Origin of the sequence: Paenibacillus sp. A3, assembly GCF_001399685.1 — a bacterium.
Lineage (GTDB): Bacteria > Bacillota > Bacilli > Paenibacillales > NBRC-103111 > Paenibacillus_G.
On record NZ_JTHN01000095.1, the window covers coordinates 20,788 to 45,599 of the forward strand.

General features: G+C 55.1%; 24 protein-coding genes. 11 read left to right on the forward strand and 13 right to left on the reverse strand.

The genetic code is table 11. The features are described 5' to 3' along the window. The first annotated feature begins 135 nt into the window (after positions 1-135). Genes QJ48_RS14695 through QJ48_RS14705 form a run of 3 tightly spaced genes read left to right on the forward strand, consistent with a single transcriptional unit; the run spans position 136 to position 2,299 of the window. Complete coding sequence (locus QJ48_RS14695) at positions 136-501, forward strand: hypothetical protein (protein WP_054974318.1); 366 nt, start codon at positions 136-138, stop codon at positions 499-501. Positions 502-556: 55 nt separating this feature from the next. Continuing rightward, the gene (locus QJ48_RS14700) at positions 557-1,054 is read left to right on the forward strand and encodes a cation:proton antiporter regulatory subunit (protein WP_054974319.1); all 498 of its coding nucleotides are present in this window, start codon (positions 557-559) and stop codon (positions 1,052-1,054) included. 3 nt (positions 1,055-1,057) lie between these two features. After that, positions 1,058-2,299, forward strand: a complete 1,242-nt coding sequence (locus QJ48_RS14705) for a cation:proton antiporter (protein ID WP_054974320.1) — start codon at positions 1,058-1,060, stop codon at positions 2,297-2,299. Between the two features lie 61 nt (positions 2,300-2,360). Here QJ48_RS14705 and ilvA read toward each other — a convergent pair whose 3' ends face one another. After that, the gene (ilvA, locus tag QJ48_RS14710; RefSeq protein WP_054974321.1) at positions 2,361-3,614 is read right to left on the reverse strand and encodes a threonine ammonia-lyase IlvA; all 1,254 of its coding nucleotides are present in this window, start codon (positions 3,612-3,614) and stop codon (positions 2,361-2,363) included. 232 nt (positions 3,615-3,846) lie between these two features. Between ilvA and QJ48_RS14715 the strand changes: the two genes are divergently transcribed. Beyond that, positions 3,847-4,689, forward strand: a complete 843-nt coding sequence (locus QJ48_RS14715) for an MBL fold metallo-hydrolase (RefSeq protein ID WP_054974322.1) — start codon at positions 3,847-3,849, stop codon at positions 4,687-4,689. A gap of 90 nt (positions 4,690-4,779) precedes the next feature. Here QJ48_RS14715 and QJ48_RS14720 read toward each other — a convergent pair whose 3' ends face one another. Further along, the gene (locus QJ48_RS14720) at positions 4,780-6,018 is read right to left on the reverse strand and encodes an S-layer homology domain-containing protein (protein ID WP_054974323.1); all 1,239 of its coding nucleotides are present in this window, start codon (positions 6,016-6,018) and stop codon (positions 4,780-4,782) included. Between the two features lie 334 nt (positions 6,019-6,352). Here QJ48_RS14720 and QJ48_RS14730 point away from each other — a divergent pair, with 334 nt between their 5' ends. The 5 genes from QJ48_RS14730 (at position 6,353) to QJ48_RS14750 (ending at position 13,084) form a co-directional block, all read left to right on the forward strand. Then, positions 6,353-7,975 (forward strand): FAD-dependent oxidoreductase, encoded by a 1,623-nt coding sequence (locus QJ48_RS14730; protein WP_054974325.1) that lies wholly within the window; start codon positions 6,353-6,355, stop codon positions 7,973-7,975. Between the two features lie 178 nt (positions 7,976-8,153). Further along, on the forward strand, positions 8,154-8,600 hold the full coding sequence (locus QJ48_RS14735; RefSeq protein WP_054974326.1) for a MarR family winged helix-turn-helix transcriptional regulator: 447 nt from the start codon (positions 8,154-8,156) through the stop codon (positions 8,598-8,600). A 57-nt stretch (positions 8,601-8,657) separates the two neighbouring features. Next, entirely contained in the window at positions 8,658-10,139 is a 1,482-nt protein-coding gene (locus QJ48_RS14740; RefSeq protein ID WP_054974327.1) for a DHA2 family efflux MFS transporter permease subunit, read from the forward strand. Positions 10,140-10,347: 208 nt separating this feature from the next. Beyond that, a complete protein-coding gene (locus tag QJ48_RS14745) occupies positions 10,348-12,324 on the forward strand; it encodes an AraC family transcriptional regulator (protein WP_054974328.1) in 1,977 nt (658 codons plus the stop codon). A 4-nt stretch (positions 12,325-12,328) separates the two neighbouring features. After that, entirely contained in the window at positions 12,329-13,084 is a 756-nt protein-coding gene (locus tag QJ48_RS14750; protein ID WP_054974329.1) for an IucA/IucC family C-terminal-domain containing protein, read from the forward strand. A gap of 52 nt (positions 13,085-13,136) precedes the next feature. Here the strand turns inward: QJ48_RS14750 and QJ48_RS14755 are convergent, their stop codons facing one another. From QJ48_RS14755 to QJ48_RS14765, 3 genes are all read right to left on the reverse strand, one after another. Continuing rightward, complete coding sequence (locus QJ48_RS14755; protein WP_054974330.1) at positions 13,137-13,679, reverse strand: hypothetical protein; 543 nt, start codon at positions 13,677-13,679, stop codon at positions 13,137-13,139. A gap of 86 nt (positions 13,680-13,765) precedes the next feature. After that, positions 13,766-15,190: a DEAD/DEAH box helicase gene (locus QJ48_RS14760; RefSeq protein ID WP_054974331.1), complete on the reverse strand. Its 1,425-nt coding sequence runs from the start codon at positions 15,188-15,190 to the stop codon at positions 13,766-13,768. Positions 15,191-15,273: 83 nt separating this feature from the next. After that, the gene (locus QJ48_RS14765) at positions 15,274-16,134 is read right to left on the reverse strand and encodes a S9 family peptidase (protein WP_237762919.1); all 861 of its coding nucleotides are present in this window, start codon (positions 16,132-16,134) and stop codon (positions 15,274-15,276) included. 82 nt (positions 16,135-16,216) lie between these two features. Here QJ48_RS14765 and QJ48_RS14770 point away from each other — a divergent pair, with 82 nt between their 5' ends. Beyond that, positions 16,217-16,495 (forward strand): DUF2573 family protein, encoded by a 279-nt coding sequence (locus tag QJ48_RS14770; protein WP_054974332.1) that lies wholly within the window; start codon positions 16,217-16,219, stop codon positions 16,493-16,495. A gap of 221 nt (positions 16,496-16,716) precedes the next feature. On the opposite strand, the gene QJ48_RS14775 is transcribed toward QJ48_RS14770, so the two are convergent. The 7 genes from QJ48_RS14775 to QJ48_RS14805 form a co-directional block, all read right to left on the reverse strand. Continuing rightward, positions 16,717-17,493, reverse strand: a complete 777-nt coding sequence (locus QJ48_RS14775; RefSeq protein WP_054974333.1) for an SDR family oxidoreductase — start codon at positions 17,491-17,493, stop codon at positions 16,717-16,719. 128 nt (positions 17,494-17,621) lie between these two features. Beyond that, positions 17,622-18,080 (reverse strand): chemotaxis protein CheX, encoded by a 459-nt coding sequence (locus QJ48_RS14780; RefSeq protein ID WP_054974334.1) that lies wholly within the window; start codon positions 18,078-18,080, stop codon positions 17,622-17,624. A 179-nt stretch (positions 18,081-18,259) separates the two neighbouring features. Beyond that, positions 18,260-19,117 (reverse strand): VanW family protein, encoded by an 858-nt coding sequence (locus QJ48_RS14785; RefSeq protein WP_054974335.1) that lies wholly within the window; start codon positions 19,115-19,117, stop codon positions 18,260-18,262. 136 nt (positions 19,118-19,253) lie between these two features. After that, positions 19,254-19,706, reverse strand: a complete 453-nt coding sequence (locus QJ48_RS14790) for an NUDIX domain-containing protein (protein ID WP_054974347.1) — start codon at positions 19,704-19,706, stop codon at positions 19,254-19,256. Between the two features lie 94 nt (positions 19,707-19,800). Next, a complete protein-coding gene (locus QJ48_RS14795; RefSeq protein ID WP_054974348.1) occupies positions 19,801-20,583 on the reverse strand; it encodes an ABC transporter permease in 783 nt (260 codons plus the stop codon). A gap of 46 nt (positions 20,584-20,629) precedes the next feature. After that, a complete protein-coding gene (locus QJ48_RS14800) occupies positions 20,630-21,433 on the reverse strand; it encodes an ABC-2 family transporter protein (protein WP_054974336.1) in 804 nt (267 codons plus the stop codon). Then, positions 21,430-22,416 carry an ATP-binding cassette domain-containing protein gene (locus QJ48_RS14805; protein ID WP_054974337.1) on the reverse strand — a complete coding sequence of 329 codons (987 nt, stop codon included), beginning with the start codon at positions 22,414-22,416 and terminating at the stop codon, positions 21,430-21,432. Before QJ48_RS14805 ends, QJ48_RS14800 begins: the two co-directional genes overlap by 4 nt. A 407-nt stretch (positions 22,417-22,823) precedes the next feature. Here QJ48_RS14805 and QJ48_RS14810 point away from each other — a divergent pair, with 407 nt between their 5' ends. Next, positions 22,824-23,894 (forward strand): hypothetical protein, encoded by a 1,071-nt coding sequence (locus tag QJ48_RS14810; RefSeq protein WP_054974338.1) that lies wholly within the window; start codon positions 22,824-22,826, stop codon positions 23,892-23,894. Positions 23,895-24,031: 137 nt separating this feature from the next. Here QJ48_RS14810 and QJ48_RS14815 read toward each other — a convergent pair whose 3' ends face one another. Then, positions 24,032-24,526 carry a cysteine dioxygenase family protein gene (locus tag QJ48_RS14815; protein ID WP_054974339.1) on the reverse strand — a complete coding sequence of 165 codons (495 nt, stop codon included), beginning with the start codon at positions 24,524-24,526 and terminating at the stop codon, positions 24,032-24,034. Between the last annotated feature and the right edge of the window lie 286 nt (positions 24,527-24,812).

A 24,812-nucleotide genomic window follows, 5' to 3' on the forward strand; every position in this document is an offset into this window, starting at 1 on the left:
CGAAATCCGTAAAAGCCGGGGTTCGCAAGAGCCTCCGGTTTTTTTTGCATTTGCAATCGACCGAAAATGAATGCTACAATAAATCTACGTTAACACCTCGGTTAAGTGAGATTTTTTCCGAAAGGAGGAATGTGGATGACAGCACGCCAACATAAGCACCCTCTTCATGTCCTTTTCGTGCTGCTTACCGGTCTGTTCCTCACGTTCTCCTGGTTCATCCCGATTGCTGAAGCGGAAAATCCGCCGCTCACGCGCTCGATGACGATGGGCCAATCGGGCGCCTCCCACGCTGTCTCCACCGCTTCCCGTCAACAGACGGACAACGACATGCACACGCCTGCGTCAGGCATGCCGTATCTCCTTTCGGAAGCGATCCGATTTCCCATACCTGCCTTCATCTTGGAGCGGCGCTCAGACCGTTCCATCTTCCTCCTGCTCAAGCAACAGCTCCTGATGCCCTTAAAATTTACGGTGATTACGTACCTCGCTCCCCAAGTTTGATCGTTTACGGGCTCCGGCAGCCGGACCCGCAATTCAAAACTTGGGAGGAGATTCCATGACAGACATCCGAGAGTCCGATCTTCCGGGAATCGGACGAAAATTTCAACTGCACGCACGCGGAGGCGATAAACTGGTCGTGGTCGTCCACGACGACGGAAGAAGAGAGCTGTATCATTTTGATCCGGACGATCCGGATGAGACCGTCTCCACCGTAACGCTGGACGACGACGAGGCAAGAATGATGGCCGGTATTATCGGCGGGATGAGCTATCGGCCCAAATCGCTCGAAACGATGGAAGTGGCGCTGGACGCTTTGGTCGTGGAATGGTTTAAGATCGAGGCCGGCGCAGGCAGCGTCGGGCAGACGATCGGCGGGCTAAACGTCCGCAAGCAAACGGGAGCGACGATTATCGCCGTTGCCGAGAAAAATCATACGCACTGCATTAATCCGGGCCCGGAGTACCGGCTTCACGCGGAATCGACGCTCGTCGTCGCGGGAGAACGCAAGCAATTGAAGGCGCTGAAGGAGCTCCTTCAGCAAGGGAGCCTGTAGCCTATGGAGCACATCGTTCTAGAGATCGGGCTGGCGATTTGTCTCATTGCCGTTGCGGGCTGGCTTTCTACGAAGCTGCGATTTTCCGTCGTTCCGTTTTACATTTTGATCGGGATGGCGGTCGGCCCCCATGCGCCGAAGTTCGGGGCATTCGATTTCCGCTTCATCGACAGCGCTCCGCTGATCGAATTTATGGGCCGCCTCGGGGTGCTGTTCCTGCTCTTTTATCTCGGACTGGAATTTTCGGTCGGCCGGCTGATCAAGTCCGGGCGCTCCATCGCGGTCGGGGGCACGATCTATATCGCGATCAATTTCACGCTCGGGCTGCTGTTCGGCTGGCTCTCCGGATTCCCGCTGAACGAGACGCTGGTCATTGCCGGCATTACGACGATTTCCTCCAGCGCGATCGTCGCCAAAGTGCTCGTCGATCTGAAACGGACAGCCAATGCCGAGACGGAAATGATTCTGGGCATCATCATGTTCGAAGACGTGTTTCTAGCCGTCTATATCTCCATTCTGTCCGGACTGCTGTTAAGCGGAGCCACCTCGGTAGGGGGCATTATCCTGTCCGCGCTGCTCTCGCTCGGCTTCATGCTCGCCTTCCTGATCGTCGGGCGCAAAGCGGTGCCTTGGCTGAACCGCTTCCTGAATATCCGGTCCAACGAAGTGTTTCTGCTGTTCGTCTTCGGATTTTTGACGGTCGTTGCGGGCTTCTCCGAAACGATTCATGTCGCGGAAGCGATCGGGGCGCTGCTCGTCGGACTCGTACTGGCCGAGACCGAGCACAGACACCGGATCGAGAAGCTGATTCTTCCGTTCCGGGATTTCTTCGGGGCGTTGTTCTTCTTCAGCTTCGGGCTGACCATCGATCCGCTCACGCTGGGCGGCGCCGTCTGGCTCTCCTTGGGAGCGGTGCTGCTGACCCTCATCGGCAATTACGTGGCAGGGATGCTGGCCGGGCGGAGCGCCGGGTTATCCCCGAAAGCCTCGTCCAACATCGGGCTGACGATCGTCTCCCGGGGCGAGTTCTCCATCATTATGGCCAATCTCGGCAAAGCCGGCGGACTGCTGACCGTCCTGCAGCCGTTCGCCGCGCTGTACGTGTTGATTTTGGCGATTCTCGGACCGCTGCTGACGAAGGAATCGAAGTTCGTGTACGGCATGCTGAATCGTTGGTTTAAGTTCGACAGGGCGGCAGTTGCGCCGCCGGACCGCTCCAAGGCGCAGGAAAACCATCCGGCCTGACAACGCAAACAAGCCTGACGTAAGGGGTCGCTCCCTTCTCGTCAGGCTTGTTTATGTTGGCTTAGATCAACAGATTAAACAAATTCGGGTCCTTGTTAATCTCGCTGAACCGCAGCCCGCGCTGCTCCATCCGTTCGATCAGCGGACCGTAATCGTCCTTGTGCTTGAGCTCGATGCCGACAAGCGCAGGACCGTTTTCTTTGCTTGTTTTCTTCGTATATTCGAACCGCGTAATGTCGTCGGTCGGTCCGAGCACGTATTCGAGAAACTCCCGCAAAGCCCCCGCGCGCTGCGGAAAATTGACGATGAAGTAATGCTTCAGGCCCTCGTAGATGAGGGACCGCTCCTTGATTTCCTGCATCCGGTCGATGTCGTTGTTGCCGCCGCTGATGACGCACACGACATTTTTGCCGGCGATCTCCTCGCGGTAAAACTCCAACGCCGACACCGACAGCGCTCCCGCCGGCTCCGCCACGATGGCGTTCTCGTTGTACAGCTCGAGAATCGTCGTGCACACTTTGCCTTCCGGCACGACAATGATGTCGTCGAGGAACTCGCGGCAGATGTCGTACGTCAGCTCGCCGACCCGCTTGACCGCCGTGCCGTCGACGAATTTATCGATCTCGCCGAGCGTGACGATCTCGCCCGAATCGACCGATTGCCGCATCGAGGGGGCTCCGGTCGTCTCCACGCCGACGACCCGGGTGGACGGGCTGACGCCCTTAATATACGTGCTCATGCCGGCAATGAGTCCGCCGCCGCCGATCCCGGCGAATACGTAGTCGACCGGCCCCTGCATGTCGTTCATCAGCTCCAGGCCGACGGTGCCCTGCCCGGCAATGACCTTCGGATGATCGAACGGGTGAACGAACGACAACCCTTCGCGTTCCCCGTAATCCAGCGCTTCCCGCAGCGAATCGTCGAAGGTGTCCCCGCTCAGCACGACGTCGACGAACGGGCCGCCGAACAGCTTGACCTGCGATATTTTTTGCCGCGGCGTTGTCGTCGGCATGAAGATTTTGCCCGGAATTTGCAGCGCTTTGCAGGAATAAGCCACGCCTTGGGCATGGTTGCCGGCGCTGGCGCAGACGACGCCTTTGCACAGCTTGTCTTCCGGCAGGCTGCGGATCATATTGTAGGCGCCGCGAATTTTGAACGAGCGGACCACCTGCAAGTCCTCCCGCTTCAAAAACACGTTGCAGCCGTATTTTTCAGATAAAATGAAATTTTTTTGCAAGGGGGTCTGATATACGACGTCCTTCAGCAGATGGCTGGCGACGAGAATATCCTCTAGTTTGATATGCTGTGCGGTCATAATTGCTTTTCCTCCAACCCGGTGTACGTAAGTCTCGCGCCCGGCAGTACGGGCTTGCTCGCAATTTCTCCTAATTATACACCGTTCGGCGCATCTGTCCATCCCCTATGCCCAATTGCCAGGATAACCCGCCGCCGATGTTGCAAAGCGCTGTATGGTCGGGTACGATGACGGTATCAGGGCATGAGCTCGACGCCATTTCTGAAACAATACCATAATCATGGAGAAATTTATGAAAATAACTGCGCTAATCGAAAATTTGAAGAATGAATCACAAGATTTAATCAATGAATCCGGCTTATCTCTGTACATAGAACAAGATAACAAGCGTATCCTTTTTGATACCGGAAAAACCGGCAGCTTTATTACAAATGCACAGAAACTGGGAATTCGTCTAGAGCATGTGGATGCCGTCGTGCTTTCTCACGGCCATCATGATCATGGCGGAGGTCTTCTGCCGTTCTTTAAGGTAAACAGCAAAGCCAAAGTCTACATGAAGCGGAAAGCTTCGGGAGATTATTATTTTCATATCCTGGGTTTTAGCAAAAACATCGGCATCGATAAAAAAGTATTCGAGGAGTATTCCAATCGAATTCATTATATTGATCGTTTTACCGAAATCATGAATGACATTTATATCATTACAGACATCGAGGAGCAGGATTTGACCCCTAGGGGAAATAAATATTTATTTGCCAAAGAAGGGAACAAGCGGGTTCAAGATAAGTTTGAGCATGAGCTCATGATGGTTATCAAGGAGCAGGACGGAATCTGCGTATTTACGGGATGTTCTCATAAAGGCACCCCCAATATGATACGAGCCGCCAGAACTATTTTCCCCAGCCTAACTATTAAAGCGGTGATAGGCGGCTTTCATCTCATGACGATACCGATGCTAAAATCATTCAGCGCTTCCCAGGAAGAGATTCAGGTCCTTGCCCAAATGATCATCGACGAGAATATCCAAAAAGTATATACAGGACATTGCACTGGGGTAAAAGCTTACAAAAAATTAAAGCATATTTTGGGTTCTAAAATCGAGTATATTCGAACTGGATCTCAGATCTATGTGTAAAAAACGGACCTTCCGGCAGACATTTAACATGGCTGCCGGAAGGTCCGTTTCCCGTTGCAACTCTAACCTTTTTTAATCGTTCTCTCTCATTTATCGAATGATGATGGTGTGTACAAGTTGGTTTTTGCCTCTCAGCTCCAAGGTGCGTCCTGCGGTCAGCTGGCTGACGTCGCCGGAAATGTAAACCTCGGAAGCGATCGAGTAGACCGCCGTTTGCACGCCGCCGCCGTTCACGTTTTGGTTAATCGAAACGGTGGCGAGTCCGCCTTTGGAGTTCAGCGTGTAGCTGTTCAGCGTTCCCGTTACCGTGAAGTCGGTTTGCTGCTGCGGATCGTTCGTCGTGTTCAACACTTCGACGTAGATCGCTTTGCCGCCGTACGTGCGGATCAGCACCTGATCGCCCGTACGCAGGTCGCCGGGAGCTACGCGGGAGCCGCTGCGGAATACGAATACGTTCGAATCCAGCTCGACGTTCAGCACCTCGTTGTTTTGCAATTTAACCGGCAGCAGGTTGTTGTTCAGCGTTCCGTTCACCGTGCCTTTCACCGATGCGCGGTCCGGCAGTTGGCTGCCCGTACGATCCAGCAGCGCGGCAAGCTCGGCGCGGGTAACCGGTTTGTTCGGACGGAACGTGTTATCCTCGTACCCGTCGATCAAGTTTTTCTCGATCGCCACGGCCACGTAGCCTACGGAGCCGGCGGAAATTTTGTCGGCATCGCGGAACGGAAGCTTGGCGTTCATTTTCGCTTTGGCTTCGTTCTGCAGCTTCATCGCTTTGACCAGCAGCGTTGTCGCCCACAGGCGGTCCGCTTCTTTTTCCGGCTGGATCATGTCGTCCGTCTCAGTGAACAAGTCGTTTTGCAGTGCGACGGAAACGTAGCCGGTCGCCCACGGATATTTTTGCTTTAATTTGTCCGCATCCTTGAAGTTCAGGTTAGCCGCTTTCGCATCGGCCGATTCGGCTTGATCGCGCAGCCCCATCAAGCGGACCGCAGCGGTGATCGCCTCGATGCGGGAGATTGTTTTGCGCGGCTGGAACGTGCCGTCCTCGTAGCCTTCGAAGACGCGCTTGGAAGCGAGAGAAGCGATGTAACGCTGCGCCCATTCCACGTCCTTGCCCTTCAGATCGTCAAACGTCAGCTTAATATTGATATTAACATCTTTGTCAAAGTCCACTTTTTTCTCAATCTTGTCGCGGTTATCCCGGTCGCGGTCTTTGTCCTTGTCATGACCTTTGCCTTTGCCGTCGGCGAAAGCCGCGGTCGATCCGCCCAGCACCATCGCCAGGGTCAATCCGGAAATTACTGTCTTCTTGAACGCTTTGCTCATCATTCATTCTCCTTTGCCGAGTAGGTTGAACCGCAGGCCGGCTCCTGACGAACACACGGACAGCACAAGGCCTGTCGCCTCGAATAGCGGAGGAGTCCGTCGCCCGTCGATTTCGCGAGCAGCTGCGATATATGATATGAGTATGAAAAGAAGATGTTTCAGAACCTTCGCGAAGAGTTCCTTGATCACTTACACCGTTCGCCCTCCCCAAAATGTTTAGGGGGGTCTCTTTAGATCGTCTGCCAAAAATGTTAAACTTATCTGCATACCTCGGGATTGTCCTTTTCGGACCCTGTCCCGGCATCTATCATAAACGAAAGATAAGGAGAGAGAGATGAAACTTAGCGGCAAAAAGCTGACGGTTGTTCTGGCCCTGGTGGCCTTGGTCGCCCTGGCTGGGGTCTATACGTTCCTACAGCGGAGCGCACCGGACAAGCCGTCTCCGAACTCAACGGCAACCGCAGGGAAAGACGATTCGAACGGCGGCAAGAGCACAACCGCCTCCAAAACGGACAACAAACTACCCGACATCCCGACGGAGCAGACGGATATCGTCGTGATCGGTAGCGAGCTGGAAGGGCTCTATCTGGCCCGCGCCGCGACGGACGAAGGATTGAAGGTCAAAATATTGGACCCGCGCAATGCGTTCGGCGGCCAAGTGCTGCAGGGAGAGATGCTGTTCCTGGACGAAACCCGCGACGATCAGCACCGGCTGCTTGTCCAAGGCCGGGCCAAGGAGCTGTTCGACGGCTTCCGCAACGGCAAAATCCGCAAGCTGAAGGAATTCGAGCAATATTTTGACAAGCTGAAAAAGGACATTCCCGTCGAGCAAGGGATCAAGATCGAGAGCATCGAGCAAAATCCCGGCCAATTCGGCGGGCAGGCATTACACGGTATCGTCTACACGACCAAGGACGGCCAGAAGAAACGGATCGCCGCCTCCTATTGGGTGGAAAACACCGATTACGCCGCGATGGTCAGCAAGCTTCAGGCGACCCGGATGCCGGGCCTGGAGAAGTTCTACGGGCAAAATAACATCGAGTACATGAGCTCCGGCATGATGATGAAGTTCAAAAACGTCGATTGGGCAAAATTCCAGCAGAGCTTTAACAATATGCCGAAGGAAGAGCGCAGCGCCAAATTCGGCTGGGGCTCGGTGGACAACAGCTTCGCCATCAGCCTCGCGGGCATGACGAGCAAGTACAAGCCGACGAACGACCGCGTGTTTCTGCGCGGGCTGAATGCGGTGAGCCAGCGGGACGGCGAAGTGATCATCAACGCCTTCCTGATCTATACGGTCGATCCGTCGGACGATAAATCGGTAGCCGAGGCGATGGAGCTCGGGAAGAAGGAAATTCCTCTGATCCTGAACCATTTCCGCAAAAGCCTGCCCGGCTGGGAGAAAGCGGAGCTGAACGGGTTCCCGAATTATTTGTACATCCGTGAATACAACCACTACGAGACGGAATACGTCTTGAAGCCTTCGGACATGCTCGGAGCGAAAATGTTCTGGGACAACGTGAGCATCGGCGGCTACCCGCTCGACTTGCAGGGCACAAGCGCCAACAAATGGGGCATCGAGATGGGCCGCCCGGACAAATACGGGATGCCGCTGCGCAGCTTCCTGCTCAAAAATTACGACAACGTCATTATGGCCGGCAAAAACGTCGGCGCCTCCGCCATCGCTTACGGCAGCGCGCGCATTCAGCCGAATACAAGCTTGGCGGCCGAATCGATCGGCGTCATTCTGGGGCAAATTCAAGGCAAGAAGAAGCTTCGCGAGCTGAAGGAAGCCGACATGCCGCAGCTTCAGCAATATCTGGCCTCGAAGTACAACATCAAGCTGACCGGCGTCACCGGCAACAACAAGCTCGCCGGCTGGTCTGCCGACGAAATCGCCAAGCTCGATACCGGCGAGATCGTATATGCGTCTTACGTGAAAACTCGCAAAAAATAACAAGCAAGCCCTCCTGCGCCGGATCATGCGTCCGGTTGCGGGAGGGCTTTTTCGTGTGGCGGCAATGCGCCTCCGCCTTTTGACACATCGGGTAAAACGGAGTACAATGATTTAATTCAAAGTTTGAATTATTCATAAACAAAATTATTAAGAGCTAAAACTCAAAGGGGGAGCCGTCATGCGGGAGCAAGGGCTTCATGCGTCCACGGAGATTGAAAAATGGACCCGGCTGGCGATGCGCCAATGGATCTCCGAAATGACCGGCCGGTTGAAGCACGGACTGCCGATTCAGCAGTACTATTTGCTGGAAAGCCTTCGGGCGAACGGGACGATGCGGTGTTCGGAGCTGGCGGACACGCTGCAAATCACGCTGCCGGCCGTGACGAACCTTGCGAATAAGCTGGTGGCCGGCGGGTATGCGGAACGGGCGCATAACGAAACGGACCGGCGGGTCGTCATGGTGACCATCACGCCGAAAGGTTTGGACGCTTTGCGCGAGTTGGACGAGAAAGCGGCGGAATTGGTCGAGTGGTTCTGGCAAGGGCTGGAGCCGGGTGAAACCGCCGAATTGACGCGGCTGCTCCGCAAAGCGGTCGAGTATAGAACTGTTAAGGATAAAGACTAGAGAACGGGCTTCGGCTTACCGGAGATCCCGACAGCAGAGAGAAAGGGAGAGAATATCATGGCTTCGCTTGAAAGCACCGACAAACCCGTGCCGTTTTGGCCGGTCATGATCGGTATTTTTTTCGGCTCGTTTCTGGCGATTCTGGGAACCAGTTCCATTAATGTGGCCATTCCGATCTTAATGCAAGACTTTCATACCGATTTAAATACGGTACAGTGGACGCTGACCGGCTTCATGCTCGCGACCGGAGTTATCGCGCCGATCACCGGCTATCTGGGGGACCGGTTCAGCACCAAATATTTGTATGTCGCGGCCCTGATCGGGTTTACGTTCATGTCGGGGCTGTGCGCCGTAGCCTGGAATATTCATTCGCTGATCGTGTTCCGCATTCTGCAAGGGGCCTTCAGCGGCATGGTCATGCCTGCGACCATGACGATCATTTATCAGGTCATTCCCCGTGAACGGCAGGCGTTCGCCATCAGCATGTGGAGCTTGTCGGCGATGCTGGCTCCGGCACTCGGTCCGTCGCTGGCCGGCTGGCTGATTCAAACGTTCGACTGGACCTGGCTGTTCTTGATCAACCTGCCGTTCGGCATTATCGCGATCGCGCTTGCGATGAAGCTGATTCCGTATTACCGCTTGACGACGCCGAAGCCGTTCGACCTGTTCGGCTTTCTGGCCGTCATTCTCAGCAGCTCCGCGCTGCTTATCGCATTCAGCGAAGCTCACTCCTGGGGCTGGGGGTCGTGGCAGACGATATCCCTGCTGGCCTTCGGAGCGTTGACGCTGATAGCCTTCGTCCTTTACGAGCTGCGCAAAACCGGACCGCTGTTGAATCTAAGAGTATTCGCGTATTCCCGGTATACCTACAGCTTGATTCTTAGCTGTATCATAACGATCAGCTTGTATTCCGGGACGTTCCTGACGCCGGTGTTTCTGCAAAATATACAGCATGTCTCGGCCTTCGATACGGGCTTGATTCTCCTCATCCCGTCGCTGGCGATGGCGGTCTGCATGCCGATTACCGGCAAGCTGTATTCGCGGGTGGGACCGATGCCGCTCATTCTGTTCGGGATCGTGTTGATCGGCGTCGGAACGCTCGCCATGGCCCATCTCAGCGTCGATGTGAGTCATGGCTATATCATTATGTGGATGACCGTCCGCAACCTCGGCATCGCCTTCTCGACCATGCCCGCTTCCAATGCCGGCATGGAGGTCATTCCGCGCGAGCTGTCCGGGCACGCCTCCTCGGTGAACAACTGGATCCGCCAAGGGTTCGGCTCGTTCTCCATCGGCCTGTTCACCTCGATGCTCGCCTCCCGTGTTGCCGCGCACAGTATGGAGCTCGGCAAGGCCGGCGGGATGAACGGCCAACAGCTGCAGCAGCAGGCGTTCACGTTGAGCGTCAACGACGTATACATGGTCGCTACAGTTGTCGTGCTGATCGGCTTGCCGATGGCCTTGACGCTGGGAAGCCGGCGCGGCAAAAAGCAGCCGGAAGCCGCTCCGGGTCCAGGCTTGTCGCAAAAGACGTCGTAAGCGAGCAGAAAGATGGACGGGCTTTTACGAGGTTATTTCATAATACGAAACATGGAACAGACCGGTATCTGAACGATTCAGACGTCGGTTTGTTTCGTTTATAAAAGGCTCCATGTATACTCATGCGGGGACGAATTGATTGCCATTGAGAATCGTTATCAATATAATAAACATATATAGATCGACGGATTGAAGAAGGTGAGCAGGGATGGCATTTCAAGATCATATGCTATTGTGGAACCATGCGGCCTTGAAAGTGTTGGACGTACGGTATGCCGTCATTCGGCCGGGAGATCGCTTGCACGGTTATCAGCTCCCGGCTAACGTATTTTTGTATTCCGCTTGCGGCAGGGCGCAACTGGCGCTTGACGAGTTGGAGTACGCCGCAGACAAGTGCTTCGTGTGTCATGCCGGCAAAGGCACGTTTCTCGATATCGTTCATGTAACGGAAACGTTCGAATATTACATGGTGTACTACAGCGCCACGATGACTCTCCCATGCCGGCGGGAGCTGCTGCGGCTGTACAAGGACGACAATCCGTTTCAGCTTCAATACGGGTTCGCGCCACAGTACCCGATTCCGCTTTTTTTGCGAATAGAGCAAATGATGCGCGAATGGCAGCGAGGCGGTCAACTGGACAAATTTCATGTCAAAGCGCTTTTCTATCAATTCGTATACGAACTGATGAAACAGCTGCAATCGCAGGGAGGGACGGCGACGAAGCCGAATGTGGTTGCCCAAGCGATCCGCTACATCGACGAGCACTACGCCGAGCCAGTAACGCTGCATTCATTGGCATCGCTGTTCCAATGCAACGTGCGGCAATTGCAGCGGCTGTTCAAAGCGCGGCTTCAACTCGGGCCGATAGATTATTTGATGCAGGTCCGAATGCAAAACGCGAAAGCAATGCTGCGTCAGACCGACGCCCCGCTGCAGCATATTGCCGAATCCGTCGGCTATTCGGACGGCTATTATTTTAGCCGTATGTTTAAAAAGTACGTCGGTGTGTCTCCGCTCCTCTATAGAGAGCAGGCTCAACCGCAGGAACACCGTCGCTTAAATCCATCCCGTCTGTCGCGATTTCCCATTGGCTCTGGAAGGCTGCGAATGTATAGTCGTATTGACGATGAAAATCATTATCAATACAAAGACGGAGGAGTACCACCCATGTACAAAAACATAATAATGAAGCCGACGGTAGGCCTCATGCTCTGCTTGCTGCTGCTCTCGGCCTGCTCTGCTGCTCCAGCCAACCAAGCCGGCTCGGGAAGCGGGGGGACGAACCAGGTCGCTTCACAGCCTGCTTCGGGAACCGATTCGAAACAGGCACTCAAGCCCAATAGCTCTGTAACAATCAAGCACATGAAAGGCGAATTGACGCTAGAGCGCCGGCCCGAGAAAATTGCCGTCCTCGATACCCAATTCGTAGACCAGTTGATCGCGCTGAACGAGCAGCCGGCAGGAAGCGTCATTACGACGGCTGACAAGACGCCGTTTCCGGAATATTTGAACGGCAAACTGAAGGACGACATGAAATTATTGGGAACGAAGGACGAACCGAATCTGGAGGCCGTCATCGCAATGGACCCCGATTTCATTATATGCACCCAGTTTCAGGAGAAAATGTACGACAGTCTGGCCAAAATCGCTCCTACCGTCATGATGGACCGCAACGAGGATTGGCGCGATTCCCTGGTCACGATCGGGAAAATCTTAGGCAAGGAGAAGGAAGCGCAGAAAGTTCTAAGCGACTATAACGAGAAAACCGCCAAGCTGAAAGCCGAGCTTACGGCCAAAATGGGCGGTCAGACCGTGGCCTTGATCAGGCCAAGGGACAACAACATCCGGATTCATACGACAGCGCATCGTACGGCCGCGATTTTGTACAAAGACTTGGGGCTGACGCCTCCGAAGCAGCTTGTCAACGATAAAGAAACCAGCTCGATGATTTCTTTGGAATCTTTAACAGAGCTGAATGCGGACCATTATTTTTACTTAACGGACGATCAGTTTCAAAAGCTGTCGGAGCAAATACAAAGCACGGCGGTCTGGAAAAATCTGAATGCAGTCAAGCAAAATCATGTGTATCCGGTCAATGCTACATTGTGGATCGGATATTACGGGCCTATTGCCATGAACCTCGTTGTAGATCAGATTGCCGAAGCGCTGCTGACTGGAAAATAAGTCGATGAAACGGCTAACCTCATTTGACGCAGAGCAAAGCGATTATTTAGCGGAGGAGTTTCATCTGTCCGTAGATAGCAGGCCGGAGCCGGCGCGTTCCGTTCCTGTAACGGACTTGCTCGACGAGGCGGCGTGTGCGGCCTATTTGGACGCGGTAACGAGCGCGATTCTGTCCCCGTCCAGAATGGTTACAGCCTCGGCTTTCTCCAAACGGTACGCTTTTTTAACCATTGCACCTGTTTTATATGCGATGACGATGTATAATAAAGGGCTCGATTTAACTATGGACCGATGTGCCGTTCCATGGCCTGACAATACCCATGGCTCCTGGCTGCCGGGCATCATCTTAACAACACCTCGCATTACTGAGCCAGCCGCCGGAAGACGGGCTGAATGGCGGGAAGAAACGATAGGCAATCTTTTCTCCGGTCATATCGCCCCCCTCTTTCGTTCTTTATCGAAAGCGGCTGCCGTACCGATGCCTATTTTATGGGAAAATGCAGCCGTTCGCGTGTACTCGTTGTATGAGAAACGGATGGGTGAAGGGGAGATTAGCGGGGAGGACTTCGCTTATTTGATTCACGCGGCTCCGGCGAGACTGTTCGGGGAAACGCAGAATCCGCTGGCCCGATTTTACGGCACGACAAGCTGTAGGGGTAATACAAGCTCGTCCGCCCGAACACGGGCAACTTGTTGCTTCTATTACGAGGTCGGCTCCTCGGATGGCAGCTACTGTTCGAATTGCCCGAAAGCTCTATAATGGAAAGGGACTTTTTCCTTCGATCGGGAAGGAAAAAGTCCCTTTGCTTTCATCATAAGCGCAGCCCGAAGGTCACGCGTACCGTGGCCCCTTCAAATGCTACGTCCCGAATCGCCACATGCCTCGGCATATAATCGTTCAGATCAACCTGGATCGGCTGGAGACTCAGCCATTCACCCGGTACGTTAACGTCCCGGATGACGGTGCCGGTATGGACGGCCGTCAAATACGGCGCTTTCCAGACAAGGTCGAAGTTGAGCCGGGCACCAACCTTCCAGCGGTCTTGAAGCAGCAATGTCACGTCTGCCGCGAGCCGGTCCCCCTCAAGAAAGAACCTCGCTCCCGTCAGCTTGACGCCGGGACGAAGCTCGTGCCTGCGGGCAAGCGCTTTTTTCAGCAGATCGCCTACCTCCTGCTCCGTCAGCACCGCCTCCGGCTTACGGTGGATGACCATCGCGGCGAGCTTTTCGCGCACCGGAAGATCGTTGTACGACAAGTCCAGCTCCGCTTGCGGCTGCGCGTACCATAATGCTCCGGCGACCAGCAGCGCGCCCAGAATGACGATCGTGACGATTCCTTTGAAGAGCGATTTCATCTGACTTCCCCCTTAAAGGAGCCGATCCAAACTTGAGCCTGATATCCTGTCCTGAAGTTTGACAGGCGGAATCGTCGGCTCATTCGTTACTTTTTCGGTTTACCCGACGGATCGCGCTTTTCCTTCAGCCAGCGCGGCGCTCCTTTGTTTTTGCGGTCCCGTTCCCGGTCCGCCTTGCGTTTATCCGGGGCAGCCGAAGCCGAGGGACGGCCCGTGCCGGCCTGTGCCGGCTTTACGCTCTTGCCTTCCGTACGGGGAAGCTTCGAAGCTCCCGCCTGGGCAATACGCGCTTCAGGCTTCTCCCTTCCCGACGGCGCTTCGTCCGGCACCCGGCGTTCTACGAGCTTCTTCGCTTCCCGGCGAATAGCCCGCTCCTGCTCCGGATCGACGACCTTCCCATGAAACATCGTCCGCTGCTTGATCTCGATACCGAGCGCTTTGGCAAATTTATCGATAATGAACTGCTCCCGCGGAGTAATGATCGACACGGCCGTGCCTTTGCGGCCCATCCGCCCCGTCCGGCCTACACGATGCACGTAATGGTCCGCATCGACCGGCGGGTCGAGGTTGATCACATGCGTCACCTGCGGCAGATCAAGCCCCCTGGCCGCTACGTCGGTCGCAAGCAGCAGCTGGAATTTGCCGGCCCGGAACGCCTGCATCGCCTTGGCCCGCTCCTGCTTGAAGGAATCGCCGTACAGGCCTTCGACCGACAGGCCGACGAACTGCAGCTTCGCCACCGCTTCCCCGATATCGTCGGTCTCATTGACGAACACGATCGCGGCCTTCGGGTTATACAGCCGGACAATCCGGCGCAGCGTATCGATTTTGTCCCGTTCCTGACATACGAAATACAAATGCTCTAGCGTTTCCGAGGTGCGCTGCGCCGGATTTACCCGGACGTAGACCGGATCGCGCATCCAGCGGTCGATGACGTCCTGCAGCGGCGGCGGGAACGTCGCGGAAAAAAACAGCAGCTGCCGGTCGCGCAGCATGCCTTTGAACAGCGCCTCCACATCCTGCATGGACCCCAGCTCGAACACTTGATCGACCTCGTCGACGACAACCGTGCGAATCCCGTGCAGCTTCAATTTGCGGAGCTTGACCAGCTCCTGCACGCGGCCGGGCGTCCCTACCACGATCTGCGGCTTGAGCTTCAACCGGTCGATCTGGCGCTCGATGGAGGCGCCGCCGATCAGCTGCTGCACGCGGATATCGCTATCCTTCGCAAGCTGCTCCAGCGTCTGCACGATCTGCATGCCGAGCTCCCGTGTCGGCACCAGCACAAGAGCTTGTACCTCTCTTGCGCCCGTGTCTATTTTATGCAGCAGCGGCAGCGAATAGGCCAGCGTTTTTCCCGTACCGGTCTGCGATTGCGCAACGACATCCTTTCCTTCAAGCGCGATCGGTATCGCTTCCGCCTGTATGTCCGACGGCTCCGTGATACCGAGCTCCTGCAGCCGTTTGACATACTGCGGAGCGATATGTAAAGCTGCAAACCCCGTATTCATTCGATCATCCTTTCTTCCCTTGCGTTTCCTTAGTATACCAGAATATGCGGGCGATTGCCCTACACGGAAGGAAGACAGGCGGCTTACCGTTCCCGTCCTTCCGCCTGTTCCCGTTTGCTTGCGATCCATCCGAACACCGCATCGAGCGCGCGTTCTTCGTCTTCCTTCGGAAAGCGGTGCCCGAGCCCGTCGTACAGCTCCATCGTGTACTCCTTCCCGGCCCGCTCCAGCGCCGCACCCAGCTTGCGCGCCTGCTCTACGCTGACTTGCGCATCCGCCGTGCCGTGTACGATCATGACGGGCACGCAGATCGCATCGACCCAACGGACGGGAGACCGCCGCTCGTAGCATTCGGACTGCTTGCGCGGATGGCCGACGACCCGCTTCAGCATCCGCCTCAAATCGACCCGCTCCTCATACGTATCAATCAGATCGCTTACGCCGCCCCAGACGACGACCGGACCGGCACCTTCGCACTCTTTGGCCGCCAGCAGCGCCATCAGTGCGCCGCGCGAGAAGCCGATCAGCGGAATCGGTCCGGCCTGCACCTCCGGCAGCGATTGCATGAGGGTAATGGCATGATGCACGTCAAAGCGGTCTTCCCCTCCGAAGTCCTCCCGTCCCTCGCCGCCTTCGTTGCCCCGGTAGAACGGCGCAAATACCGCGTACCCGCGCCGCGCCATCGAAAAAATACGCCGTTTGCGCACCATTCCGACCTTACGGATGCCTCCCCGGCAGTAAATTAAACCGGGAACGGGTACGGCGGCGTCAGGCACGGCAAGATAACCTTTCACCTGAAGTCCTTGGCTAATATATGTCAGCCGGTAAAGCGATATGCCCTTCGCCAGGCTGCGGAGACTTTCCCTCTGGACCAGCGTGCCGTCGGCTGGAATGCCGCCAGTTAACCCGCTTTGCGGAATGTTTGTATCGGTAGGTATAGGCATGTTCGGTTCACTCCATTTTTTGACACAAAGTCGTTCCGGCGGTACACTAAGATGTATTATGACCGGAAAGGTGGATTTTCAAATGAATTCCCGTTTTGCCGCCGAATTCGAAGGGCTGGTCGAGAAATATGCCGAGCTGCTGACCGGCGATGCTTCCGCCGAAACGGTGGAAAAAATTAAAGTTTGGGCGATCTACAACCATATCCATAAAACGATGCCGGCTCTCGCCAGCCATTGGAATCAGCAGCATCCCGAGGGCAAAGCCGATGTCCGGAAGCTGTTCGAAGAGGTCCGCGACCGCAACCAGAAGTTTAAGGCTGCCAATCAACAGGCGGAAGCCAATCCCGAGCCGGAAGCCTGATCGCTGCAGCCCACTGCTTCCTTTACCATACCCTGCACGAAGACCGAAAAGCAATCGACCTCGGTCTTCTTTTCGTATTTTTATCGACATTCCCGGGTCCGCAAACGCGAGCCAAAGAAGACCGCGCCCCTCGGAGGGTGTCGCGGTCTTCTCGCATATCACATCTGCAAAATAATTCCATTAAACACCGCACGCCCTAGCCTTACCGATCCGGCTTGCAGCTATTTCTTGTTAAGCATTTTATAGGCAATACCGTCGAATAGCCGCGGAAACAACTGATACAGCTTCCCCCCGGCAGCCGCCATGAACGGCAGGTTCACCTCGGGCGTCCCCCGCTTGATCGCTTCCAATACTGCCTGAGCGACGCGCTCCGGCTTCAGCATAAACCATTGGATGTTTTTCACGTAATTGCCCGAAGGATCGGCCCGCTCAAAAAACGGCGTATCGATCGGTCCGGGGTTGACGGCGGTCAGACGAACGCCGGTGCCGACAAGCTCCTGCCGCAGACAGTTGGTCATTCCGAGCACGGCATGCTTGGTGGCGGAGTAGCCACTCGACTTGGCCGAGCCGATCTTCCCGGCCATGGAGGCGATATTGACGATATGGCCGCTCCCCTGCTTCAGCATGGAAGGCAGCACCGCTTTCGTACAGCGGACCGTCCCCATGTAATTAACGTCCATCATGCCCTCGAATTCGCTTAAAGGCGCCGCCACGAACGAATCGAACACGCCGTAACCCGCATTGTTGATCAAAATGTCGATCCGGCCGTATTCGGCGATCACCCGCTCCATCGTTGCCGTTACCTGCTCCGCCGAGGTGACGTCGAGCGGATAGACGCCGTGTTTTCCCTGTATTTTCGCGGACGCCTCCGCCAGTTTTTGCTCCGACCGCGCCATCAGCACAGGAACGGCTCCGCGCTGCGCCAGCATCTGCCCCATCAGTGCGCCTATCCCGCTGGACGCTCCCGTGATTACCGCGATTTTGCCCTGAAAATCCATCCTCCGGTTCCCCCTGTCTTCTATCCGAACAAAAAAAGCGAAGCGCTCCCGGCGTTATCGGAACCGGAGAAGCGTTCGCTTACAGCTTACACGTTATGGACTTGTCATTTCAACTGTTGGACATGCCCTTAAGCGATCAGCACTTGAATATCCAGCTCCCCGATGCCTTCCATAATCAGCGGGATCGTGAGCGCCTTTTGCGCGTTGAAGCCGGCCGCATGAGCGGAATGAAGCAGCTTGGGCGGCGTAATATCGACGCGGACTCCTTGGTTGAACAGCATCGTGCTCGCATTGCCGCTGATCATATTGCTGAGCTCGGAGATGGCGCTTTTGCCGATGTCGTTCATTTCGGTGATCAAGAATCCGCCCATCATGGCGGACACGACCTTGAGCGCGACTTCCTCGTGCAATCCGAAGACGATGTCCCCTTCCATTTGTCCGGTCATACCGATTTGAATCCAAATGTATTTTTCAGCAAACTTCACGTCTTTGATGCCGAGCTGTCCGGTGGTCGGTCGTACATTGGCGACTTGTTCGATGACGATTCTGGCCGACTCCAAAAACGGGTTGATAAGCTCTGCCTTCATAAGATGACCGGTCTCCTTTTTTCGACAATATGCCGCAGATCCATAGGACTTTTTTGTTATTTCATTATACCTAATTTCATGGTGCAAGTATAGAACTTTTGTCGCGTTTTGTGTGAAATATAACAAAAAGCACAGGATTGAAGCACCTTTCAAAGAAACGGTCTGATTCTTTATACACGCTACAAGTCGTTCCGTCTGGGGATTTCGCCGGGGTCGGCTTTCTCCGGCAAGCAGGGCTCATACATCATGATGGCATGGTTCTCGGCAACGAACTGTTCGTCCAGCCAGCGCCCTTCCGCATCGAACCGATGGCGGCATATGACGTTATGGCGAACATATCCGCCCCACCATTCCTGGGTAATCCAGTGCTTCGTTTCGGCAATCTCATAACGGTGCGATGCCGGACTGTCGGCCCGCCATTCTCCGACCAAGTCGGTGTCCGTCAGCCAAATTCGGAGCTGGTAGCACATCTCCGTGCGGTTCTCGATCTGCAGATCCAAATAATTATAAAAGCAAGTCGCCCCCGTTCCGAAAGGCTGCTTTCGTCCCGCATCGGGAAACACATCGTATCCGTGCCGGTATCGCTCCGTCACGCTAAGCGGCGTATGCAGCGTCATCCAGTAAATCAGATTGGAAAGCTGGCATAAACCGCCTCCCACCCCGGCCCGGACCGTGCCGTGATGCAGCACCATCCCATCCACGTAGCCTTGACGGCGGGTCGGTTTGCCGATCGTCTTCCAGTACGAGAACGTTTCGCCCGGCTGAAGGACCAGACCGTCCATCCGCTGCGCAGCCAGTCTCAAGTTGATAATTTTGTTGTATTGAAGCTGCATTTCCACATTCCGAAGCTGTCGAAGCAGCGGCGTACGGTGGGTGAAATGAACATGCCGCAGCGGCTCGTCCCGGCGCAATCGCGCAAAGCGTTTATTCCCGAGCATCCAGCTCACGCGGCGGCGCAGCCGGTAATACGCAATGCCTGCCGCCGTCCGCCATCGGCTGCGGTGCCTGGGCTTCGGCATCGACGATGGACCGAACATCCGTCCTCCCCTCCCTACCTTCATTCTAGCAAAAACCCGATCAGCTTACTACGACGAATCGACACATACGTCGAATTTTCGTCTAAGATGACAAAAGGCGGCCAAGCTCCCCGAACGGGTCTCTTCGCCGCCTGCTTTATGGCTGCCAGCCGTAGCTGTCGTAAAATACGCCCGCCAGCACGTTCTCGACCGCCTGGCGCACATGGGGAATCATATCTTCCGGAAGGCCGTCCAGCGGATACCATGCCATTTCAGAGCATTTGTCCGGTTCCCGGTTGTACGGCTCCCCCTCCCATCGCTTCACGGTCAGAAAAAAATCGATCCATTCGCCCGTATCCGAAAGCCGATGCATGACGCTCGCCACTTCCAGATCGGCCGGGTCCACCCGGACGCCGCTTTCCTCCCACGCTTCACGCGCAGCCGCCCGCTTCACTTCTTCGTTCCCGTCCATTTTGCCGGCCACCAGACTCAGCTTGCCATCCTCGTAGCCGGTGTTGGTCCGGCGAAGCAGCAGCAGCTTGTTCTCCCGCACAAGGAGCAGATACACGGCGCTGTGTACCCGAAACCACTCTTTTTCGGTCTTACTCATATGCTGTCCTCCGCAGTCATTTATCACAGGGTCATCATTAAAAGCAAGCTTCTCCGTTCGTTCCAGAACCATTATACACCTCTTCGGACGGCTTTCACATCCGAAGCCCCATCGCATTGCCGGAGCTGTACCGCCGCAAGCCGCGGTGAAAGAACCATAAACCGGCCGCGGTCACGAGCCCCGTCATGCCGAGCGCCTGCAGCGTGAACGCAAGATCCGCTTCCCGCAGCAGTCCGATCGGCAAATAGCTGATGAATCCGGCGGGGATGACCGTGAACAGAATCAGCCGGCCCCAGCCGCTGAAAATGCCCGTCGGATACGTCGAAAAGGTAAGAATCGCATTGAACAACTGCTGGCCGATGCCCTCGGCTTGCCCGATGTAGAAGGCAAGCGACTGCGTCGTCACCACGAAGAACAAAAAAATCAGCATCGCGATGAGCAGCGCCAGCGCGAATTTGAGCAGGCCAAGCGGCGAGCGGTCCCCGAACAGCCCATACAGCAGCAGGGCGAACAGCACGTCCCCGATCGCAGAGACGGACATCCGGCTAACGAGGATATGAAGCAGCACCGGCTTCGGCTGCGTCAGGTACAGATCAAGCTGACCGCCCGCAACAAGCGAGGCCAGCCGGTACGCATTGCCGAACAGCACGGCGGACAGGCCGAAGCCGCCCGCGCTCACCGCCCACATCATCATCACATCCTGCAGCTCCCAGCCGTTTACGACCGGAAACCGCCGAAAATAAAGCCCCCAGAAAAAAATCCAAACGGCATTGTTCACCATCATCATGCCCGCCGTCATCAGAAAGCTCAGCCGGAATTCCATGGCTCCGGTCAAATTGAGCTTCCAGCACGTCCATACGAACCGCAGCAGCGGCATGATTTTCGAATTCTGGCGCAATTCGTTCCCCTCCCTTCTTTGCGGCTCAGCCGCCGTTGACGTTCAGCTTGCGGATGCCTTTCCGATAAATAACCCAGACGACCAGCGCCAGCACGGCCGCCCACGCCCACTGGACCGCCAGCATCGGAGCAAGATGGACTTCCTCCCAGCGGACGGCAGTTTTGGCCGGAAAATACAGGACGGCTTGAAACGGCAGCCAGCGGCATACCTGCTGCAGCGCTTCGGGAAACAGCTCGAGCGGCATCAGCATGCCACCGATCGTAAACAGCAGCTTATGGTACACGAACTCCAGTCCCCGCGTCTCCTCGACCCAGAACGCGCACAGCGACAGCGCCATATTGAGCATAAAGTTGACGGTCATCGCGCCGAGACTCATGGCGAAAAATCCGAGCCAGCCCCAGCCGAACGACGGAGGACCGAAAAAGGCCAAGCCGAGCGCGAGGCCGACGGCGAGGTTCACCAGCAGCCGGACCGTTACTTCGCTTATATAAGCCATATAATGGTAGCCGATATAACTGAACGGCCGCGTCAGCTTGTAGCCGACATCGCCGCTCTTCACTTCTTCCTCCACGCGGGTGCACAGGCTGGGAAACGCCATCGTCAGCGCTTCGGCAAACAAAATATACCAAATGATCTGCTCGAAGCTGTAGCCCGCGATCAGTTGCGACCCTTCCCCGCGGTACGTCGTCTGCCACAATTGAATGAAGATGTACATGATGATGATCAGGAAAATCGAGCGGATTAAAAAATCGAGCACATAAGCAAAATGATTCCGCAAGCTGATTCGCCCGATCGCGCCGTATTTCAGCAGCTTCGGACTCAGATTCATACGCTTCCCTCCCGCTCGTAAATATGCGTAATGATGCTCTCCATCGGAGGATCTTCAATCGTAATATCCGACACGCGGTACGCCGCGACGAGGCGGGAAAGCACTTCCTGGGCGGCGATCGCCGACGTATCGACGGAAAGCGCCAGCTCCTGGTCCGTTTGCGTCAGCACTTCTACGCCGTCGTGCCGGAACGGCGGGCCCGGCTCCAGCAGCTTGAGCCGGATCGTCTTGCCCGTCAGCAGATCGCGCTTCATCGCCTCGACCGTATCGTCGAAGATCATTTGCCCGTGGTTGATGACAACGGCCCGCCTGCACAACTGCTCGATATCTCCCGCGTCGTGGGAAGTCAGGAACACGGTCGTCCCTTCCTCCCGGTTCATGAACCGGATAAGCTCGCGTATGCTTTGCTTCACCACTACGTCCAGCCCGATCGTCGGCTCGTCGAGGAACAGAATCTGCGGCCGGTGCAGCATCGCCGCCGCAATCTCGCAGCGCATCCGCTCGCCCAGCGACAGCTTCCGCACCGGAGTATGCAAATACGGCTCCAGCTCGAAACGGCGGACGAGATCGTCCCGCCGGACGAGGTAATCGCTGCGCTTCAATTCGTATATGCGGCTCATCAGCTCGAACGAGTCGGCGGGCGGAAGGTGGTACCAGAGCTGCGATTTCTGCCCGAAGACGGAGCCGATCCGGTAAGCCAGCTTGCTGCGCTCCTTCCATGGACAGCAGCCGAGCACCTCCGCGTGTCCGCCGGACGGATGCAGAATGCCGGTCAGCATCTTGATCGTCGTCGATTTCCCGGCGCCATTCGGTCCGAGAAACGCCAGCGTCTCCCCCTGCGGGACAGTCAGATCGATCCCTTGCACCGCCGTCTTCTCGCTGTACTGCGGGCGCAGCAGCGATCGCACCCCGGCTTTGAAGCCTTCCTCCTTCCGTTTCACGGCGAACCGTTTCGTCAGCCCTTCGGCCCGTATCGCGTTCATGTTCCTCCTTCTCCTTTCCTCTGCTAAAGCAGAAAAGACCCCATGCCGTTTCGCCTTGTCGGCGGAACTTGCACGAGGTCTTTTATCCCTACGGTGTAGCGCGGCTCTATCGGTGGCGCGCCGGCTCCGCTTGGTTCGCCCGGCCGCTTGGCCGTCGGATCCCTAGAAGCCCTTCCACGTTAATTGTTATATACTACCATGCGATGTAAGGAATGACAAGATGCATTTTGAGTGCATAAGCTTTTAAAATTAGCCGCCGCCGCTTTACTCCTTCGGATCGACGATGCTGCCGAGGAACAGCAAGCTGCCGGTCTGAAACCCGTCAAAAAATAATTTTCTTTAAAGGGAACAGTTTGGGCGTGGCGAGTCTATTGATTGAGTCTGAAAAAAGAGAGGAGAATACACAAATGAGTAAACACTTGAAAAAACGCAACAAACTGATCATCCCTGTAATCGCCGCGAGCATGCTGTTCGGAGCTTTGCCGGCCATGGCTGCCGAACAGGCAGGGAGCCCGAAACTTGCAATGGCAGCGAGCAACAGCCATACGTTGAGCGAGATTGATTCGAGCTACATTGCGGCTGCGGAGCAATTTTTGACAACGGTTTTCGGTTTAAAGGAAGTCAAGTTCGACCAAGATCCTTTTCGGCCGGCGGACAATCAATGGATTCTGTCATTCGAATATCCCGGGGGCACTGCCAACGACAGCGAAACTTTCATGATGCAGAGAGCCAATACGATAACAATTAATGAAGACGGCAGCATCGAACATGCTCAGATGGAGCTTGCTCCCGACGGAGCGAGACCGGCAGCATTTGAACTCGCCGAGAACACACTAAAAAAATTCGATAACGAAGGCAAAACAAAGTTAAAAACCGTGTATTTTTTTAAAAAGTACAATGACTTCGACGATTATCTTCAATTTAATACCGCTTTTAATGAATCCGAGCCTACCGGCGTCGTTGCCATTAATTCAAGCAGCCATACAGTATACGGTGCGAATTTTTCCACGCCATATCAGGTCACCGATGCGGAACAGAAACATTTGTCTGAGGCTGAACGAGTGTTGAAGGAGATTTTAGGCAAGGATCATGTTGAAATCACTCGCGCTACCCATACTAGATCTTTGGTTAAGGAAAAAGTGAAAGAGACCTGGAGTTATTTGTACGAGAACGGTGCAATAACCTTTGAGGCAAATACAGGGAAAATCGACGGTATTATTACCTTCGATTCGAACGATGATTCTGCCAATGCTGCGCCGGATTTGGGATCAAAAGAACAAGCGATTGCCATCGCCAATCCTTATATGACTAAATATTTCGACATCGATCTTACAGGATATGAGGCCAAGTATAAAACACTTCTTTCGGGCCCGGGACAAATCGGATTTTATGATTATATTTTTAGCAAAGAAGGACAACCCGATGTTATTGTTTTATTTTCGAGCCAAGGCGGAATAAAAAGTATTTTTCTGAAATAGTTGTGCTATACAAAACGAGGCCGACCTCTATGGTGATTCACCGCCAGAGGCGGCCTCCCTTCTTTATCCGGCTGCAAGCGCCCTTGCCGAGCCTGAGCAGACTGCCTGAGCGCTCTCCGCCGCGCCTTTCCGCGTCGCTAGATCACATAATCAAGCACCTGCTCGTAGAGAAAATAGGATTTCCCGGCAGGCGCGGGCGCGTACAAATGGAAGGCCACCGCGCGCTGCGGGCCGGAATTGCGAAGCTGGTGGATCTGTTTTTTCGGCGCGTAATAATAGCTTCCTTCCTCAATTTCGACCTCCCCGAATAAGCAGGGATACCCGTAGCCGTCCAACCGGAACATCCGGTTCGTGAGCGTGCCTTCGAGCAGCCGCGAGCAGCCGACGGATACACCATGATCGTGAATGTACGTTTCGGTTCCGGGAGGCAGATGGATCAGCACCGCTTCGGCGGCATCGGTCCGGTACAGACATGTTCTTCCGTAAGGCAAGTCCGCAGGCTCCGCAATGTAGGGTGACAAGGCTTCAAGCGACAAGTCCATGCCTCTCATGATCGCCTGAAGCTGCTTGGGCGAGGTTCTGCGTAAAGGCAGCGCGTTCAGAATCCGTTCGATGGTTTCGATCCGATTCATGGAATTCCTCCGTTCATAACATTCTTTTACCGCTTTAATAAGTTCATCTTATAATCCAATATATTCCTCCTTTAACCAAAAAGTGACCTTTTCACAAAAAGCGGACGGTTTCTCCCTTTCCCTTAAGAATGTTTTAAGGTTTTAAATCGTTCGTCGTTAAGATTTGACGGCTATACTAGGTGACAGTCAAGTTTAGGAAAGGGGAGTGGCCCGCATGCCGTTTGTCAAGGTTATCCCGGCGTGATATGCTTTTTTTGTCGTCGGCGCCGCCCGAAAAGCACGCCGA

Coding starts and splice junctions, on each gene's coding strand:
- QJ48_RS14780 (WP_054974334.1), bottom strand. CDS start 18,080: ATGAAGGCAGAGCTTATCAACCCGTTTTTGGAGTCGGCCAGAATCGTC.
- QJ48_RS14755 (WP_054974330.1), bottom strand. CDS start 13,679: ATGAAATCGCTCTTCAAAGGAATCGTCACGATCGTCATTCTGGGCGCG.
- QJ48_RS14740 (WP_054974327.1), top strand. CDS start 8,658: ATGGCTTCGCTTGAAAGCACCGACAAACCCGTGCCGTTTTGGCCGGTC.
- QJ48_RS14695 (WP_054974318.1), top strand. CDS start 136: ATGACAGCACGCCAACATAAGCACCCTCTTCATGTCCTTTTCGTGCTG.
- QJ48_RS14800 (WP_054974336.1), bottom strand. CDS start 21,433: ATGAATCTGAGTCCGAAGCTGCTGAAATACGGCGCGATCGGGCGAATC.
- QJ48_RS14760 (WP_054974331.1), bottom strand. CDS start 15,190: ATGAATACGGGGTTTGCAGCTTTACATATCGCTCCGCAGTATGTCAAA.
- QJ48_RS14805 (WP_054974337.1), bottom strand. CDS start 22,416: ATGAACGCGATACGGGCCGAAGGGCTGACGAAACGGTTCGCCGTGAAA.
- QJ48_RS14750 (WP_054974329.1), top strand. CDS start 12,329: ATGAAACGGCTAACCTCATTTGACGCAGAGCAAAGCGATTATTTAGCG.
- QJ48_RS14720 (WP_054974323.1), bottom strand. CDS start 6,018: ATGAGCAAAGCGTTCAAGAAGACAGTAATTTCCGGATTGACCCTGGCG.
- QJ48_RS14810 (WP_054974338.1), top strand. CDS start 22,824: ATGAGTAAACACTTGAAAAAACGCAACAAACTGATCATCCCTGTAATC.
- QJ48_RS14745 (WP_054974328.1), top strand. CDS start 10,348: ATGGCATTTCAAGATCATATGCTATTGTGGAACCATGCGGCCTTGAAA.
- QJ48_RS14790 (WP_054974347.1), bottom strand. CDS start 19,706: ATGAGTAAGACCGAAAAAGAGTGGTTTCGGGTACACAGCGCCGTGTAT.
- ilvA (WP_054974321.1), bottom strand. CDS start 3,614: ATGACCGCACAGCATATCAAACTAGAGGATATTCTCGTCGCCAGCCAT.
- QJ48_RS14715 (WP_054974322.1), top strand. CDS start 3,847: ATGAAAATAACTGCGCTAATCGAAAATTTGAAGAATGAATCACAAGAT.
- QJ48_RS14770 (WP_054974332.1), top strand. CDS start 16,217: ATGAATTCCCGTTTTGCCGCCGAATTCGAAGGGCTGGTCGAGAAATAT.
- QJ48_RS14785 (WP_054974335.1), bottom strand. CDS start 19,117: ATGTTCGGTCCATCGTCGATGCCGAAGCCCAGGCACCGCAGCCGATGG.
- QJ48_RS14795 (WP_054974348.1), bottom strand. CDS start 20,583: ATGCCGCTGCTGCGGTTCGTATGGACGTGCTGGAAGCTCAATTTGACC.
- QJ48_RS14815 (WP_054974339.1), bottom strand. CDS start 24,526: ATGAATCGGATCGAAACCATCGAACGGATTCTGAACGCGCTGCCTTTA.
- QJ48_RS14775 (WP_054974333.1), bottom strand. CDS start 17,493: ATGGATTTTCAGGGCAAAATCGCGGTAATCACGGGAGCGTCCAGCGGG.
- QJ48_RS14765 (WP_237762919.1), bottom strand. CDS start 16,134: ATGCCTATACCTACCGATACAAACATTCCGCAAAGCGGGTTAACTGGC.
- QJ48_RS14700 (WP_054974319.1), top strand. CDS start 557: ATGACAGACATCCGAGAGTCCGATCTTCCGGGAATCGGACGAAAATTT.
- QJ48_RS14730 (WP_054974325.1), top strand. CDS start 6,353: ATGAAACTTAGCGGCAAAAAGCTGACGGTTGTTCTGGCCCTGGTGGCC.
- QJ48_RS14705 (WP_054974320.1), top strand. CDS start 1,058: ATGGAGCACATCGTTCTAGAGATCGGGCTGGCGATTTGTCTCATTGCC.
- QJ48_RS14735 (WP_054974326.1), top strand. CDS start 8,154: ATGCGGGAGCAAGGGCTTCATGCGTCCACGGAGATTGAAAAATGGACC.